The organism is Staphylococcus casei, from assembly GCF_030294405.1.
Lineage (GTDB): Bacteria > Bacillota > Bacilli > Staphylococcales > Staphylococcaceae > Staphylococcus > Staphylococcus succinus.
The window spans coordinates 2,651,167-2,669,087 of sequence record NZ_CP125718.1 but is presented as its reverse complement, the minus strand read 5'-3'; the positions used below and the strand labels follow the sequence as shown (position 1 = coordinate 2,669,087).

Genomic DNA, 17,921 nt, shown 5'->3' with positions numbered 1-17,921 from the left:
GCATAATTTTCAATAATAATGGTATATTACATTTAAGGGCTTACATAATTAAAAAGGAGAGATAAAAACATAAAAATAACCTAGGTTGGATTATACAAAGATAGGAGATTACTGTATGAAAATTATTTCATTTTCTAATTTGAAAGATATCATTAATTCGGGTGATGTCATATCAATAGCAGCTTTATCATCTGGCAATTTACCAACTGAAATACTTAAAGCAATTGTTGAACAACACGATAACTGTAACACACCTCAAGACCTGACAATAATGTTAACGAATGATATTAGTGATTATCGGGGTGATAGTTATGATTTAGATTCTTTTGTGACACGAGGCATGGTAAAACGACTGATTACAAGTATTATTACTGCTGCACCTGAAACGATTCGTGCTATGCGTAATAATGAAATTGAAGCATATTATTTACCACAAGGTGTTATTGCAACACATTATCGAAGTCAGACCGATGCTTCTCCAGGGACGATAACCAAGATTGGACTCAATACAAATGTAGATCCGAGATATTCTGGAGGCAAGGTCAATGCAAAGACTACGGAGGATTTAGTATCTTTGATTGAAATTGGAAATCAAGATTATTTGAAGTATCATTTTCCAGAAGTAGATGTAGCATTACTGAGAGGAACATATGCCGATACTCAAGGTAATATTTTTATGACTCATGAATCTCATCTGGGTGAAGGATATAGTGTAGCAGCCACCACGCATAAAAATAACGGTAAGGTAATTGTTCAGGTTAAAGAAATGATTCAGAGTGGAAAATTTAATCCAAGCGAAGTATTTATTCCGGGAGAACTTGTAGATTATGTCGTAGTGAATGAAGATCCAAACTATCATCGACAGGCGATTCAATCCTATTATGATCCGGCACTTTCAGGACATTATCAAATTACTGAGATGCGAGAACCCTATCTAGATTTAAACACCCGTAAAGTTATTTTGAGACGATCTGCTCAACTATTACTTGAAGGTGATGTGGTGAGTATTGGTTTTGGCATAAATAATGAATTATCCAATGTGTTAATTGAGGAAGAGGCAGATCATTTGGTTCAACTCAATATTGATACTGGCGTCTTCGGTGGCATTATCGGAAGTAGAGATTACTTTGGAATGAATTACAATTTAAGTGCCCGCATGAGACATGACCAGACGTGGGATTTTATCTATAACGGTGGTCTTGATATTGCTTTTTTAAGCTTTGCAGAAGTCGATCAACATGGTAATGTAAACGTCTCTAAATTTGGGGATAAAATGAACGGTTGTGGAGGGTTTATCGATATCAGTCAAACAGTAAAAACGATAGTCTTTTCAGGTGCAATGGTTGTGGGGGGTCAACTTAATTATGACGATGATGGTGTGCATATAACAGCACAAGGTCATGCCACTAAATTTGTTGGAGCAGTGGGGAGTATGGACTTTAATGCTGAATATGCCCAAGAGTTAGGCCAGGAAGTGTATTTTGTCACTGAGCGCGCAGTGTTTGAATTGACAAAGCAAGGCTTAAAATTAATTGAAATTGCAGCTGGACTAGATTTAGACCGAGATATTTTAGCAAATATGGACTTTAAACCGTTAATTGCCGAAGAACTTAAGGTTATGGACAAAGCCATGTGTCACCAGCAATGGGGAGGATTGGCTCACGAGATTAAATCGGAGTATCGTCTATAAATGAGGGGGAGAAAAATATGAACTATGACTGGATAAGAACTAGGGCAGATTTTGATGAGGTAAAAGCAGCAGTCATCGATCCAATGAAAGGTACAGAATGGTCATATCAAGATATGAATGCACGTGCGGATAATCTAGCTAACTATTTACACGATCAAGGTATTGAACGTGGAGATGTAGTAGGTATATTTGCACCTAATGATGTTGCAATTCTAGATTTATTGTTTGCTTCATTTAAATTAGGTGCCGTATATTTACCAATAAATTGGAGATTAAAGCCACAAGAAATAGAAAGTGTCATAATCGATTCACAAGTGAAAATGATTTTCTATGCAGCGAAACATCTATCAAGTTTGCAAGGTATCGCAGATGATTTGGTGCATATGGATATTGATTCACAAGAATATGATGCCATAGTGGACCCAAAACAGCATAGTCCCTTTAAAGCAGCAGATTTAGAGAGCGATGATTTAGCAGTATTAATGTATACCAGTGGCACAACGGGGTTACCCAAAGGGGTTATGTTTACGTACGACTCATTTGTTAATAATCCTATTAATTTAATATTAACTTATAGAATAGATGCGGATTATAGAACGATTATCGCTACGCCCATGTTCCACGTGTTAGGGTTTAATGATTTAACCTTACCCTTATTGATGGCAGGCGGTACTGTGATTCTACAACGCTACTTCAATGGCGAGGCATTGAATAACTTGATGGAGGCATATCAACCCAACTATTTAATTTTAATACCAACAATGTATTATGCCATGCTTGTAGCGGATAATTTTAATCCTCATCATTTTGAAAACCTAGACTTTTTGATTCAAGGGGGTTCAGCTCCATTGCCTGGCGTACAGAAAAAATTTAATGCCATGGGGCACTCGATTATTAATGGATATGGGTTAACAGAAGCGCCACTTGTCATGGTCAACACACCAGAAAACGGCGTGAAAAAACCTGGTAGTATTGGTAAACCTGTAATGTTTATCGATATTCGAATATTCGATGAACATTATGAAGATGTTGAAGTTGGTGAAATTGGCGAATTAGCTGTGAGAGGTAAAAATGTAACACCAGGGTATTGGAACAAACCAGAAGAAACAGCCAAATCCTTTAAAGATGGATATTTTTTAACAGGTGATTTAGCTAAAATCGATGAAGATGGAGATGTGTTTATTGTTGACCGTCGTAAAGAGCTCATTATTACTGGTGGTGAGAATGTGCTCCCATCTGAAGTTGAAACAGTATTATCAGAACATCCATTAATTGCACAATGTGTCGTACTTGGTTATGAGAGTCCTAAATTTGGAGAATCTGTTTCCGCAGCAATCGTATTGACAGAAAATGATTCAGATTATGAACAAAAACTCGACGATCACATGAGAGAGCGATTAGCAGGTTATAAAATTCCAAGAATGTATTTAAAAGTCACACACATGCCACTTAATTCAACATCGAAACCTGATAAATTAGAGTTAAAGCAATTTATGAATAAAAAAGCGCATGATGAACATCAACAAGATGATGAATTAGTATAAATCTTCAAAAATGAAAAAGGCAGTTCAAATTTTTTTGTACAAAAATGTAAGCGATAACAAATAGAGGCGGAGGTTTTATTTATGTCAACAAAAGAAGCGCTTATTCAAACACTATATCCAGAAGATGTTTTAAGTGTGGCAAAGGATTTAACAGAAGGTGAAGTAAAGTTATTAAAACAGCTGAATGATTTACTAGAAGATAAATATCGAGATTCTATTAATGAACATTGGGTCAATGCAACTGAGCCTGAAGATTATTTCGAAGAGTTGGGTAAATTAAATTATTTTAATAACCCCTTACTGTTTGAAGGACGTGAAGATGCACGGACACCAAGTCAATTATTCCAATTCTTTATGTCTTATACAGTCGCTAAATTCGATGTATCATTAGCAACGCTTTTAGGTGTGCATCAAGGATTGGGGCATAACGCCTTCCTATTCGGAGGTAGCAAAGAACAAGTTGCATACTATATTCCTAAGTTACAGTCTCATGAGTTAAGAACATGTTTTGCTTTAACTGAACCTGAACATGGCTCAGATGTTGCCGGAGGATTAGAAACAACTGCTAAAAAAGAAGGAGATAAGTGGATTATCAATGGCGCTAAAAAGTGGATTGGTGGCGCTAATGTAGCAGATGTTATTCCGTTATTTGCAGTAGATGTTGAAACCGGAAAGCCCAAAGGTTTTATTATTGAACCCCATCAAGAAGGGGTCGATATTGATGTCATTCAACACAAAATTGCATTGCGTATTGTGCCGAATACCAATATTAAATTGAATAATGTGGTGGTCACAGAAGATAAGAGACTACAGAATATTAATAGCTTTAAAGATATAGCAAAAGTCTTGTACTCTACGCGTGCAGGTGTTGCATATATGGCTACAGGCGCAATGGCTGGAGCATTACGTGCAACAAAAGATTACGTCACTAAGCGTAAACAATTTGGTAAAGAAATTAGTAAATATCAATTAATCCAAGAAAAGCTAGCCATGATGCAAGGCAACTTAGCGCAGGCTATGGCAACATGTGGTCAACTCGCACGTATGCAAGCCAAGGGTGAATACGATGAAGTTGCAACATCTACTGCTAAAATGATGAACGCTTTAAGATTAAGGGAATCTGTAGCGATGGGACGTGGTATCACAGGGGGCAATGGTATATTAGCTGCTGAATATGATATCGCTAGATTTTTCTCAGATGCTGAAGCGGTATTCACTTATGAAGGGACACATGAAATTAATGCACTCGTGATTGGTAGATTTATCACTGGAGATTCTGCGTTTATCTAATCAGGTGAATATATAAACAATAACTATAGAAATAATCAATTTGGAGGGTTTTATATGACGATAAGAAAAGCGACAGTGCTAGGTGCAGGAACGATGGGTAGTCAAATCGCAGCACTCCTTGTCAATGCAGGCTTGAAAGTGAAGTTACTGGACATGGTGATAGATGAGAATGAGCCTAATAAAATTTCGAAAAAAGCATATGAAATAATCACTAACCCGAAACGTCCACAATTATTTGATTTATCATTTGCATCAAATTTAACATATGGCAACTTTAAAGATGACTTAAATTCACAAGATGATGCAGATATATATATTGAAGCAGTTAAAGAAGAAGTGAGTATTAAACATCATATTTGGGATGAAGTGAAAGCTATAGCAAAAGACAAAGCAATCTTTGCAACGAATACATCTGGCATACCTATTGAAGCCATTGCAAACGTATTTAACGATAGTGATAAAGAGAGATTTTTCGGTATGCATTTCTTTAATCCACCACGTATTATGAAATTGGTTGAAATTATTCCTAACGCAAAGACGTCCCCAGGAGTGTTAGAACGGGTTCAAGCATTTGCGGAAGATGTTCTAGGTAAAGGTGTGATTGTCGCAAATGATGTGCCAGGATTTGTAGCCAATCGCGTAGGGACGCAAACAATGAATGACATTATGTATAGAGGCGAAGCACAAGGTTTTTCTATTACAGAAATAGATGCTTTAACTGGACAGAGTATTGGGCGTCCGAAGATGGGCACCTATGGTTTGTCAGATTTAGTTGGATTAGATATTGCTACAGCGGTGATTAATGGTTTACAACAAGTGCCAGAAGAGCAACATTTCTTCCATGATACAAAAATTGCCGAAATATTAGTAAATCGTGGTGCTTTAGGTAATAAAACAAAACAAGGTTTTTATAAAAAAGAAAATAGAAAAAGGCTTGTGTTTGATCCTGAACAAGGTGATTATGTAAAACCACAGCCACCACAACTTGAAATTTTAAGTGCGTTTAGTAAAGATTTAGCCTCAAATTTAGAAGTCATATTTAATGCACAAGATGACGTTGGGGTGTTTTTATGGGAGACGTTGAGAAATAATTTCTATTATTCTGCAATTAACGTTCCTAAAGCTGCCGTAGATTTTAAAGATATTGATCGCGCTTTAATTTGGGGATTTAACTGGAAAAAAGGACCATTCCAATTATGGGATTTAATTGGTTTCGATCGTGTGAAAACACGTATGAAGCAAGAATTAGGGCAATTGCCAGAATGGATAGAACAGCGCAATAAACCATTCTATAGTGAAGATGAAACGATTGAACGTATTACACCTGTGTCACAATATGTGGACAGTGAAATATGGAATAGATCAGATTCTAATTTGTCTGTAGCACATAAAGACCAATTGCTATTAAAATTACAAAGTAAAAATAATGTGATTACTGGAGGATTTCTTGATGACTTATTAGAATCCATTAATAAGTTAGAAGATGAAGACTTTAGCAGTATGGTTATCTACGCAGAGGGAAATAACTTTAGTGTCGGCGCGAATTTGTACCAAATGAAAAAAGCACACGAAGAAAACCAAGTGGTATCGGAAGTAGGAGCTATGGTCGAAAAATTGCATTATATTTTCGCTAGACTCAAACATGCATTGAAACCAGTCGTTACCGCTGTTCAAGGTAGAGCACTGGGCGGGGGCTGTGAATTAGTATTACACTCTCCTTTTGTTGTAGCTGCAAGTGAATCCTATATTGGTCTTGTGGAAACAGGTGTGGGTCTACTACCAGCTGGTGGCGGCCTTGCTGAATTGACGGATCGCGTATTACGTACAAATCATAAAAATGATGATAAACAAGCACAAGTGACAAATATACTGATGAATGTAGGGTTTGCTAAAGTATCGACCAATGCGTATGAAGCAATCAGATATGGCTATTTGAGAGACACAGACACCGTGATATTAAATATGGAAAAACGGGTTGAAGTTGCTTTGGACCGCGCACGTTACGAAGCAGCAACAAACTATATTCCAACACCAAAATCACAGTATATTGCTTTAGGACGCGATTTTAAAGCATTAGCTGAAGGTCAGCTTGATGCACAACGTCAGGGCAACTTTATCAGTGACTACGATTATGAAATTACGTTAAAAGTAGCGGAGGTATTATCAGGTGGAGACATACCTCGAAACACATACGTCAACCAACGCTATTTACAAACACTTGAAAAAGAAAGATTCTTAGAACTTCTACAAAATAAAAAAACGTATGACAGAATTTCTCACATGTTAGAAAAAGGGAAGCCGCTACGTAATTAACCATAGAATGGTAAACAAGGAAGGATGAAGTGAAATGCGAGAAGCATATATAGTAGCTTATGGTCGCTCAGCAGCTGGTAAGGCGAAGTTAAATGGGGCAATGGCTCATGAAAGACCAGATGAGGTTGCCGCTAAAGTATTAAAAGGCGTATTAGAAAGAGTAGGGGGCGCATTCGATTCAAGCATGGTAGAAGATGTTATCGTTGGAAATTCGTTTCCAGAAGGGTTACAAGGGCAAAATATCGCGAGAGCAATAGCACTCTTAGCAGGAATGCCCAAAGAAGTACCTGGTCAAACAGTGAATCGTTATTGTTCATCAGGCCTTCAAACTATTGCCCATGCAGCGAATCAGATCATCGCTGACCAAGCAGATGTCCTTGTAGCAGGAGGTGTCGAATTGATGAGTGCAGTACCAATGGGAGGTAATGAACCAACAAATAATCCCATTCTGCAAGATAAAGATTCAGGTGTCTCATATCCAATGGGCCTTACTGCTGAAATGGTGGCTGACACTTATAATGTATCTAGAGAAGATCAAGATGCTTATGCTGTACAAAGTCATCAACGCGCGAAAGAAGCGCAATTAGCCGGTAAATTCACAGAGGAAATCATTCCCATTGATGTTAATAAAGTCTCTTATAATCAAAATGGCCCTGTAGTTAATAAAGCGATATTTAAAGAAGATGAATTAATTCGTCCAGATACTACTGTAGAAGCGTTAGCTCAATTGCCAACAGTGTTTAAGGCTGACGGCACAGTGACGGCAGGGTCTTCAGCCCCTTTGACAGATGGCGCTGGTTTTGTAGTAGTGATGTCGGGTGAAAAAATGAAAGCGCTAGGTGTAAAACCTATCGCACGCTTTGTTGGATTTAAAGCAGTAGGTGTCGATCCTAAATTAATGGGCATAGGACCGGCGTATGCTATTCCGGAAGTGCTGAAAGATGCAGAGTTGAATATAGATGACATGGATCTTGTAGAATTAAATGAAGCATTTGCTTCACAAACACTCGCTTCAATTAGAGAAACAGGCTTAGATATGGCTAAGACTAATGTCAATGGCGGTGCAATAGCTTTAGGTCATCCACTTGGAGCGACCGGCGCAATGCTCGTGGGTAGATTGCTTTCAGAGATGAAGAAAAGACCAGGCTCCAAGTATGGTATGGTCACGATGTGTATTGGTGTCGGTATGGGTGCCGCTGGTATTTTTGAATATGTAGGGAACTAATATAGCAATATGTTAAGTTAACAACAAGTCATAATTAGAAAACACCTTAAGGATAGAGGGAAAACCCGTTCCTTTAAGGTGTTTTTTATGATGCTTTTTAATTTAATCTAAATCATTTGGACGTAACGGAAAATATAGCATTGCAGAAATATGATTAATAAACATCACGCAGGTAACGTTGATTTTTAATTAAGTCACTTAAATAGTGCTCAGCTTCGATTTCATCATAATTTCCGTGATGGGTTAGTACATTTATTAAGGCGTTGTGTACACCCTTAGCCATTTCATCTTTATCACCGCACAGATAAATGGTTGCACCTTGCGATAACCAACGATAAAACGCTGCACCGTTTTCTTCTATACGATGCTGAACGTAAATTTTATTATCAGTATCACGTGAAAAGGCTAAATCTAATTTGCTGAGTACACCGTCCTTGAGCCAAGTCTCTAAATCACTTTGATATAAGTAATCAGCATAGTAATTTTGATTTCCAAAGATTAACCATTGAGATCCTTTCAATCCTAATTGTGCTCTTTGTTGGAGATAGGCTCTATATGGCGCAATCCCTGTACCAGCGCCTATCATAATAACCGGTGTCACTTCATCGTACGGGAATTTGAAATGTGTATTTTTCTTGATGAAGACAGGCACCGTATCTCCAGTGTTCACGCGTTCAGCAAGTTGTACAGAGCAAACACCTAAACGTTCACGGTGATGTGATTCATATCGAACTACACGTACAGTAATATGAACGCTATGAGGATGGACTTGGTTACTGCTTGCAATAGAATATTCTCTTGGCGGTAATTTTCTTAATAATTGGTTTAACATATTGGGTTCAAGTGATACGGGTGAAAAATCTTTAATTAAATCAATAAAGTCTCGACCCTCAATATAGCTTTGAACCCAATCACTTTTTTGTACATTTGCATTTAACATTGGGTTTCTAAATAATTCAGCTGCTTGATTTACCAATGAAGGTGTTAACTTTGAAATTTCAAAGTAGTGTGTTAATGCTGCTCTGACTGTCCAGGGTTGTGCGTCTTTTCCAATATGAATCATCGTATCAGGTTGCCATCTTAAAGTTTCTAGTACATGCTCAACGAGAGCGGGATGATTTTCAGGAATGATAACTAAACTATCACCAGGCTCATAAGATTCGTTGTATCCCTCGAGTGATAACTCGAGATGTCTGACCTCCCTTGTGGCATTCGGAGCTGTTAGTACAGCATTTACAAGGACTTCAGCGTGAAATGGGTTGACTTTAGAGTATGCCTCGTCAGACGCTTCAATCGCGACATGTGACTCCACCGAATCATCGATAGCAGAATGATTGGGAGCGTTTTGAGAAAGTAGGTTTACCATATCTGTCATCCATTTTTCAGCGGCATCTTCATAGTCGAAGTCACAATCTACTCTATCAGCTAAACGCTGTCCACCGAGTTTACCCAGAATTTCATCAAATTCTTTACCTGCTTGGCAAAAGTCTGGAAAATCTTGGTCTCCAAGTGCTAACACCGAGAATTTCAAATGCGCTAACATGGGTGCTTGATCACTGTGTAAGAATTCGTGAAAATCTATAGCGTTGATTGGAGGCTCTCCTACACCTTGAGTTGAACAGATAATGAAAAGATAAGTTGTATTTGGTAGCTCATTTTGTGGAAAGTCATCCATATCCCACAAGTGGACGTTGAAATGATGTGATTTTAATGTTGCTTCGAATTGATCTGCAATTTCTTCAGCATTGCCTGTTTCTGTTCCAAATAAAATGTTGATTTCTAACGGTTCATCAGAATGAGTACCCGATGCTTTGGTAGAGGTATCAGTTTCGCTAATATTTGAAGATGCAGGCATGATTGTTGTATCTTGATCATCGGAATGAAGTAAATAACTACTTAACCAATGTTGTTGATTTGTCGTAAGTGTTGGTAAAAGTTGATTTATAAGACCCAATTGTGTTTGATCAAAAGGGGTGTTTTTGTCATTAAGTTTCAAAGCAGTCACCTCGTTTTAGTTTTTCTTAAGAAAGATGGTGAAAATTTCATATCATTACTATTTGAAATTTATAAAAATTATAACATTATTGAATATGTTTATTAATTATTTGTGATTTATGTAATGTTTAAAGGTATAAGTTATCTTTATAATTTTAAGATAGAAAACCCCAAATCATTCTGAGTTAAAGAAGATTTGGGGTTCGTATATTTAGAAAGGAGATGATCATTTATAAGAAGGGCTCAACTTCTTATAAATTAATAATATTTAATGGCTAGAGTATGTTTGTTGCTGAATTGCATTTTTTGAAGTCATTCTAGAGTGACTTTTAAGGCTTAATAGCAAAAGCGCGTACCGGAAATCCAGGTGCATCTTTCGGTTTAGGGCTAATAGTGTAAATGATAGCACCTCGTGTTGGTAATAAATCTAAATGAGTGAGTAATTCAACCTGAAATGTATCTTGACCTAATACATAACGTTCGCCAACAATATCACCGTTTTTAGCTACATCTATAGAAGCATCTGTATCAAAAGTTTCATGTCCTATGGCTTTAACATGACGTTCTTCAAGGAGATATTGTAGGGCATCTAAACCCCAACCTGGTAAATGAAGGTTACCCTTGCTATCTCTATTTTCAAACTGTTCGATGTCAGGCCAACGTTTGGACCAATCGCTGCGCAAAGCAACAAAAGTACCAGGTTCTATCTTGCCATGAGCTGCTTCCCATTGTTCAACATGTTTGCGCGTTAATATGAAATCAGCATCTTTAGCTACTTCTTGTGAAAAATTTAAGACAACAAGTGGTAGGGCAAGTTCTTTTAAATCGAGTTCATGTAAATACCGTTTATGTTCTACAAAGTGGATTGGGGCATCAATATGTGTACCATATTGACTGACAATGTTCCAATTTTGTACATAAAATCCATCATCTGCTACGTTAAATAATGTTGAGACTTTCGCACGCTCAAATTCACTGAAGCATGGGATGGTTTCATCAAATGTGTGGGTCAAATCGACCCACGTTGATGATTTTAATTGTTCTAATTGATTCCATAATGGATAACTCATGTCTATCACCTGAATTCAGTTATTATTGAACAGTCGCTGAGTTTGTCGTCTTACGTAATTTATCAACTGAATTGACTAGTACAGTTAAGGCTTCTTTTACTTCGTCTTCTTTACGTGTTTTTAGACCACAGTCTGGGTTTACCCAGAAAAGGGAACGGTCAATTTCTTGTAAAGCACGGTTAATAGCTGCTGTAATTTCTTCTTCAGTCGGAATACGTGGACTGTGTATATCATAAACACCTAAACCGATACCTAAATCATATGTGATATCTTCGAAGTCTTGGATTAAGTCACCGTGACTACGCGAAGTTTCAATGGAAATTACGTCTGCGTCTAAATCATAGATAGCATGGATGATTTGTCCAAACTGAGAGTAACACATATGTGTATGAATTTGTGTTGCATCTGCCACTGAAGATGTAGCGAGTTTAAAGGAATGTACAGCTTTATCTAAATAGTCAGCATGATACTCTGAACGAAGCGGTAATCCTTCTCTTAATGCTGGTTCATCTACTTGAATAATCTGAATGCCAGCTTCTTCTAAAGCGAGCACCTCTTCATTGATTGCTAAAGCGATTTGATCTTGTACTTCTTCACGGAGTAAGTCTACGCGTTCAAATGACCAGTTTAAGATGGTTACTGGACCCGTTAACATACCTTTTACAGGTTTGTCTGTTAAACTTTGGGCATACAATGTTTCTTTGACTGTAAGTGGCTCAGTCCATTTAACATCTCCATAAATAATTGGTGGCTTAACGGCACGAGAGCCATATGATTGAACCCAACCAAACTTAGTTACTAAGAATCCTTGTAGTTTCTCACCAAAGAATTCTACCATGTCATTACGTTCGAACTCTCCGTGTACTAAGACGTCTAAGCCTATATCTTCTTGGATTTTAATCCAACGAGCAATCTCATTTTTTAAGAATGTTTTGTAATCTTCATCTGTAATACGGTTGTTCTTCCAATCTGCACGTTGTTTACGTACTTCTTGAGATTGTGGGAATGAACCAATCGTAGTTGTTGGTAAATCAGGTAAGTTTAAAAGCGCATCTTGTGCTTTTTTACGTTCAGCAAATACAGATTGTCTTGAAGTGCGGACGCTATCGAAATCATATTCAAGATTTTTGAATGATTGATTTTGGAAACGCTCATAACGTGCTTTCAGTTCATTGTATTTAGTATCATCATTTTCATTAAATAAACGTCTTAATGCATCTAATTCATCTAGTTTTTCAGTTGCGAAACTTAGACCTTCTGCAATAGATTCATCAAGTGATTCATCATCTAATGAAACTGGTACGTGTAATAATGATGAGGAAGGTTGGATGACAAGTTCATTTGTATTGTCGGATAATGTTTCAATAAGTGCTTTTTTAGCTTCAATATCAGCTGCCCAAACGTTACGTCCATCAATAATACCCGCATAAAGCGTTTTAGAGTTATCTAAATCGCCAGCTTTAATTTGTTCTAAGTTAAAGTTACGGTCATGAACAAAGTCTAGACCTAAACCTTTTACAGGTAAGCTATTTAAGAATTTTAAATTAACGCGTTCAAAATAAGTTTGAATGACAAGATGCTCGCCTAAACCAGCTTCAGCGAAATAGTCGTATACAGCTTTTGTGATACTTTCGTAATCTGAACTATCATCTTCAACAAGTACAGGTTCATCAATTTGAATATATTCTGCACCAGCATCTACTAATGATTGCAATACTTCTTTATATAAAGGTAATAATGTATTTACTTTTTCTTCGAATGATTGGTTGCCACCTTTAGATAATTTAACAAACGTAACAGGGCCAACAATTACAGGGTGTGCATTAACATTTAAAGATTTTGCATAGTTAAAACGTTCTAACAATACATTGCGATTTAATTTTGGTTCTGCCTTATCCCATTCTGGTACGATGTAGTGATAATTTGTGTTGAACCATTTTATTAAAGCACTTGCAACATGTTCTTTATTCCCTCTAGCGATATCAAACAATAAATCATCATCTATTTCTCTACCTTGGAAACGTTCAGGAATAATGTTAAATAGTAAAGAAGTATCAAGAATATGGTCATAAAGTGAGAAATCACCGACTGGGATACTTGATAAGTTATAGTTTTTTTGTAGTAATAAATTTTCTTTATGCAAATCTGTTAACTGTTGGTGTAATGTGTCTAAATCTACTTTATTTGACCAGTAACCTTCGATTGCTTTTTTCCATTCTCTTTTTCTACCTAATCTTGGGAATCCTAAATTTGATGTTTTAATTGTCATAATATTGCCTCCTGTTTATTTGAAGTAATTTGTTTAGAGTATGCTGCAAGTTCTAATGTGTATTCGACACTTTGAAATGGGGTGATTAAGTACAAACCATTAAAATATTCGTGTACAGTGTCGATTAAGTCTTTTGAAAGTTTAAGACTTAATGCTTTTGTTTTTGCTTTATCATTTTTAACGGCTTCGAATTGCTCTAAAATTTCATCTGATAACTTGATGCCAGGCACTTCGTTATGTAAAAACAGTGCATTTTTATAACTGGTTACGGGCATAATACCGATAAAGAATGGAGCATCTAAATGTTTCGTTGCTTCATAGACCTCTTTGATTTTTTCAGCACTATAGACTGGCTGTGTAATAAAATAGTGCATGCCACTTTCTAATTTCTTTTCTAATCGTCTGACTGCACCATCTAATTTTTTTACATTAGGATCGAAAGCACCTGCGATGTTGAAGTTTGTCTTCGTCTTCAGCGCATCACCATCAGTGTTGATTCCTTTATTGAAGCGTAGTGCAATTTCGGTCAACCCTTTGGAATTTACATCGTATACGTTAGATGCGCCGGGTAAATGACCAATTTTAGAAGGATCACCAGTAATGGTTAGAATTTCATTGACTCCAAGTAGTGATAACCCTAATAAATGAGATTGTAATCCGATAAGGTTGCGATCTCGACACGTAATATGTACGAGTGGCTCTATAGCGTATTGTTGTTTAATGACACTGGCTGCTGCAATATTACTGATTCTGACAGTTGCGAGTGAATTGTCGGCTAGCGTCACTGCATCAATATTAGCGTCATCAAGTTTTTTGATATTTCTGAAAAATTTATCTGTATCTAGGTGCTTCGGTGTATCCAATTCAACAATGATTGTTGGATGCTGTTTGACTTTTGATGTTAAAGTTTGTTGGTGGGAAGTTGTATTGGAACGACTACTTTGTTTGGTAATGGGTATAACTTTTTTATCTGAAACGGGTTTTAAATCTTTTACAGACGATTTGATAAATTGAATGTGTTCAGGTGTAGTACCACAACAGCCGCCGATTAAGCGTACGCCTTCGTTAATGAGTTGTTGTGCAACTTTGCCAAAGTAGGCAGCGTTATCGCTGTATCTAAACTCACTATTTTCAATATCGAGTAAACTTGCATTAGGGTAGCAAGAGAGATAAGCACCTTCAGGTAATTCAATATGTGAAAATGATTGCTGCATATGGTGTGGACCATGATGACAATTTAATCCAGTAATGTCAGCACCACTTGCGGCGACTTGCTTTAATGCAGTATTAATTTCTGATCCGTCTCTGAGATAATTGGTATTTAAAGCTGTTAGCTGTGCAATGATAGGGATATCATATTTGCGTCGTGTTGCTTTAATAATATTGGTAAGTTCTTCTAAGTCATAATAGGTTTCGAACAGCAGACCATCAACACCAGCTTCTACTAAAGTATCAACTTGTATTTCGGTATGGTATTGTATTGCAGATAAGCCTAACGCGTCTTGTTTGATTCCTCTAAAACCACCTACAGTTCCGAGTATGAATGTATCATTATTTGCAGCTTGTTTAGCAATTTGAACGGCAGCTTGATGGATATCTTTGACTTTATGTTCTAACCCAAATACTTTTAATTTTTCAAAATTCGCACCATACGTATTGGTCTGAATGATATCAGCACCAGCTTCAATATAAGATTGGTGAATGCGTTGGACTTTGTCAGGATGTGTCAGATTGTATGCTTCTGGACAAGTATCTAAACCTTCAGAATAGAGGATGGTCCCAATAGCACCGTCAGCGACGAGTATGTTGTTCTTCAGTTTGTTGAGTAGTTGACTCATTGAAAGCCTCCTTCAATGCATAATTTAAATCTGCAATTAATTCTTCAGGTTGTTCTAAGCCAACGCTAAGTCTGAATAAACCGAATGTAATGTTACGTGCTTCCCTTACTGCCTTAGGTACTGCGGCATGAGACATTGTAGCTGGATGAGAAAGTATCGTCTCTACTCCTCCAAGACTTACGGATACAAGCGGAAGAGATAATGCATCTACAAATGCTTGTGCTTTGGTTTCATCTTTTAATCTGAAACCTAAAACTGCGCCGCCATGACGCGCTTGAGATAAGTGTAACTTATCATTACCTGGGTAATATACTTCAGCAATTTCTTCGCGTTGAGATAAAAAAGTATAAAGTTTTTGTGCATTTTCAACAGATTGATTAAATCTAACAGGCAACGTTTTTAAATGTTTTGCTAATGTCCAACTATCTTGGGCTGATAATGCAGTACCTGTTCCGTTTTGTAATAAGTAAAGTGCGTTTGCAACTGTTTCATTATTTGTAATAGCTACACCAGCAATAATATCGCTGTGGCCACCTAAGAACTTCGTTGCACTATGCACAACAATATCTGCGCCAAGTGCTAAGGGTGATTGTCCCAGTGGTGTCATAAATGTATTATCAACGGCTACTAAAAGCTTATGTTGTGTGGCAATGTTTGCCACACCTTTAATATCTGTGATTTTGAACAGCGGATTAGAAGGTGTTTCAACATAAATTAATTTAGTGTTATTTTGAATGGCTTGCTCGATTTCATTTAATTCTGTTGTATCTACTGTCGTAAATTGAATGTTAAAGCGTGTTAAAATTTGCTCGGTTAACCTGAAAGTACCACCATACACATCATCGGGTAAGATAACATGATCTCCAGCATTTAAAGTAAGTAATACTGCTGAAATGGCTGCAATACCTGAAGCATAAGCGAAAGCATAATCCGCATCTTCAAGTTTGGCTAATTTCTCTTCTAGTAATGCACGGTTTGGATTACCACTTCTAGCATAATCATATGCAGCATCGCCACCTAAAACTTTTTGATGGAATGTAGAAGAATCATACAAAGGAGGATTGGCTGAATCGTAATCTTTCCCTCTATGTGCATCAAATATCAATTCGGTTTCTTTGGATAAACTCATGAAATCACTCCTTCTTTAGATTTTTCTAATGCTTGAATAATATCTTTTTCAATATCTTCATAGTTTTCTATACCGATAGATAATCTAAGTAAATGTTCGTCGATACCACGTTTATCTTTTTCTTCATCTGGCATATCAACATGTGTTTGTGTATAGGGGAAGGTGATAAATGTTTCAGTACCACCAAGACTTTCAGCGAAAATGCAGACGTCTAAGTTTTCTAAAAAGCGATTAGCTTTATAAGATTTGTTGAGGCGTAAGCTGAGCATGCCAGTACGTCCGCTATATAGGACTTGATCAATCGCCTCTAAATGCTTACATCGCTCTGCTAATAATTTGGCATTATATTCTGAACGATCCATTCTAAGATGTAATGTCTTTAAACCACGTTGTAGTAAGTAGCTATCGAAAGGCGATAGTGTAGCACCAATCATGTTGTGTAAGTCTGCAAATTGTGTTGCTAAAGCTTCATCTTTAACTGTTACAACACCTGCCAATACATCGTTATGGCCACCGATGTATTTAGTAGCTGAATGTAAGACAATGTCTGCGCCTTCTTCTAGTGGTGTTGAAAGGTAAGGTGTTAAGAATGTGTTGTCTATTATGGTTAATAAGTTGTATTCCTTACTTAAGATATAGTATGGATCTACATCGACTTCAATCATTTGCGGGTTTGAAATAGGTTCGATAAACAATGCTTTTGTATGTTCTGAAACGCTTTGTTTTACGTCTTCATAATTTAGGAAGTCTACATACTTGAATTGGATGCCATATTGTTGCTCATAGAAATCAAAGAGTCTGAATGTACCACCGTATAAATCGAAAGACACTAATATTTCGTCACCTGATTTAAACAAGTTACAAATAAGTTGAATGGCTGCCATGCCACTAGCAGTGGCAAAAGATGCGACCCCACGTTCTAATTTGGCAAATGATTCTTCAAATGCTGAGCGTGTAGGATTTTTAGTTCTTGTATAATCATAGCCTGTTGATTCACCTAAATGAGGGTGCTGGTATGCTGTTGATAAATAAATTGGATTCGCAATCGCTCCGGTATGATCTTGTGATAAAGCAATTTGCGCGAGTTCAGTATTTTTCATAATAGATAACCTCCTTGTTAAAAATAAAAAAGCTTCCGTCCTTTAAACCCGAATATATCGGATGTAAAGGACGAAAGCTTAGCTCGCGGTACCACCTTTGTTTGTTACCTTATCACTAAAGTAACCTTACCCAGTACGCCAAAATGTTAACTTTATAACGTAAACTGAATCATGCCATCGCAGCCTCGTTAAAAAATAAAACCCATCTTAAAGTGAAATAAAATGAGTACTAACGAAGTATACGACGCGTGGATAAATCCAGTACGCCATTGAACAAAATGTTAATACTGTATCGCTATAACGGGCGATCCCGTTGATACCTCATATTGGCATCAACACTCAAAGGCCATTTTCGAACTTTCTTTCCGCGTCTTCTTTCAGCGTATCAAAGACTCTCTGTGTCAGCAGTGTAAGTTTTACTTTCCTTATTACTGTGTTTCGTATTTGCAATTTCTTAA

The 17,921-nt window shown here is 37.0% G+C and carries 11 protein-coding genes and 1 other annotated feature; of the genes, 5 read left to right on the top strand and 6 right to left on the bottom strand.

Going from position 1 to position 17,921, the window contains the following annotated elements; genetic code table 11:
• Nucleotides 1–115: 115 nt before the first annotated feature.
• From fadX to QMO72_RS12840, 5 genes are all read left to right on the top strand, one after another.
• A complete protein-coding gene (fadX, locus tag QMO72_RS12860) occupies nt 116–1,690 on the top strand; it encodes a fatty acid degradation protein FadX (protein ID WP_103267092.1) in 1,575 nt (524 codons plus the stop codon).
• A 17-nt stretch (nt 1,691–1,707) separates the two neighbouring features.
• The gene (gene fadD / locus QMO72_RS12855) at nt 1,708–3,234 is read left to right on the top strand and encodes a long-chain-fatty-acid--CoA ligase FadD (RefSeq protein ID WP_103267093.1); all 1,527 of its coding nucleotides are present in this window, start codon (nt 1,708–1,710) and stop codon (nt 3,232–3,234) included.
• An 81-nt stretch (nt 3,235–3,315) separates the two neighbouring features.
• Nucleotides 3,316–4,524 carry an acyl-CoA dehydrogenase FadE gene (gene fadE / locus QMO72_RS12850; protein WP_103267094.1) on the top strand — a complete coding sequence of 403 codons (1,209 nt, stop codon included), beginning with the start codon at nt 3,316–3,318 and terminating at the stop codon, nt 4,522–4,524.
• A 54-nt stretch (nt 4,525–4,578) separates the two neighbouring features.
• Entirely contained in the window at nt 4,579–6,837 is a 2,259-nt protein-coding gene (fadB, locus tag QMO72_RS12845) for a 3-hydroxyacyl-CoA dehydrogenase/crotonase FadB (RefSeq protein WP_103267095.1), read from the top strand.
• 34 nt (nt 6,838–6,871) lie between these two features.
• On the top strand, nt 6,872–8,062 hold the full coding sequence (locus QMO72_RS12840; RefSeq protein WP_103267096.1) for a thiolase family protein: 1,191 nt from the start codon (nt 6,872–6,874) through the stop codon (nt 8,060–8,062).
• A gap of 154 nt (nt 8,063–8,216) precedes the next feature.
• Here QMO72_RS12840 and QMO72_RS12835 read toward each other — a convergent pair whose 3' ends face one another.
• The 6 genes from QMO72_RS12835 to QMO72_RS12810 form a co-directional block, all read right to left on the bottom strand.
• Complete coding sequence (locus tag QMO72_RS12835) at nt 8,217–10,058, bottom strand: assimilatory sulfite reductase (NADPH) flavoprotein subunit (RefSeq protein WP_103267097.1); 1,842 nt, start codon at nt 10,056–10,058, stop codon at nt 8,217–8,219.
• Nucleotides 10,059–10,386: 328 nt separating this feature from the next.
• Entirely contained in the window at nt 10,387–11,127 is a 741-nt protein-coding gene (locus QMO72_RS12830) for a cyclase family protein (RefSeq protein WP_103267098.1), read from the bottom strand.
• A gap of 22 nt (nt 11,128–11,149) precedes the next feature.
• Nucleotides 11,150–13,399, bottom strand: a complete 2,250-nt coding sequence (gene metE / locus QMO72_RS12825) for a 5-methyltetrahydropteroyltriglutamate--homocysteine S-methyltransferase (RefSeq protein WP_103267099.1) — start codon at nt 13,397–13,399, stop codon at nt 11,150–11,152.
• Complete coding sequence (locus QMO72_RS12820; RefSeq protein WP_103267100.1) at nt 13,393–15,234, bottom strand: bifunctional homocysteine S-methyltransferase/methylenetetrahydrofolate reductase; 1,842 nt, start codon at nt 15,232–15,234, stop codon at nt 13,393–13,395. Before QMO72_RS12820 ends, metE begins: the two co-directional genes overlap by 7 nt.
• Nucleotides 15,188–16,363 (bottom strand): cystathionine beta-lyase MetC, encoded by a 1,176-nt coding sequence (gene metC, locus QMO72_RS12815; protein WP_103267101.1) that lies wholly within the window; start codon nt 16,361–16,363, stop codon nt 15,188–15,190. Before metC ends, QMO72_RS12820 begins: the two co-directional genes overlap by 47 nt.
• Nucleotides 16,360–17,463, bottom strand: coding sequence for a PLP-dependent transferase (locus tag QMO72_RS12810; protein WP_103267102.1), 1,104 nt, complete (start codon nt 17,461–17,463; stop codon nt 16,360–16,362). Before QMO72_RS12810 ends, metC begins: the two co-directional genes overlap by 4 nt.
• A 63-nt stretch (nt 17,464–17,526) precedes the next feature.
• Nucleotides 17,527–17,904 (bottom strand) — a binding site (T-box leader).
• Nucleotides 17,905–17,921: the final 17 nt, after the last annotated feature.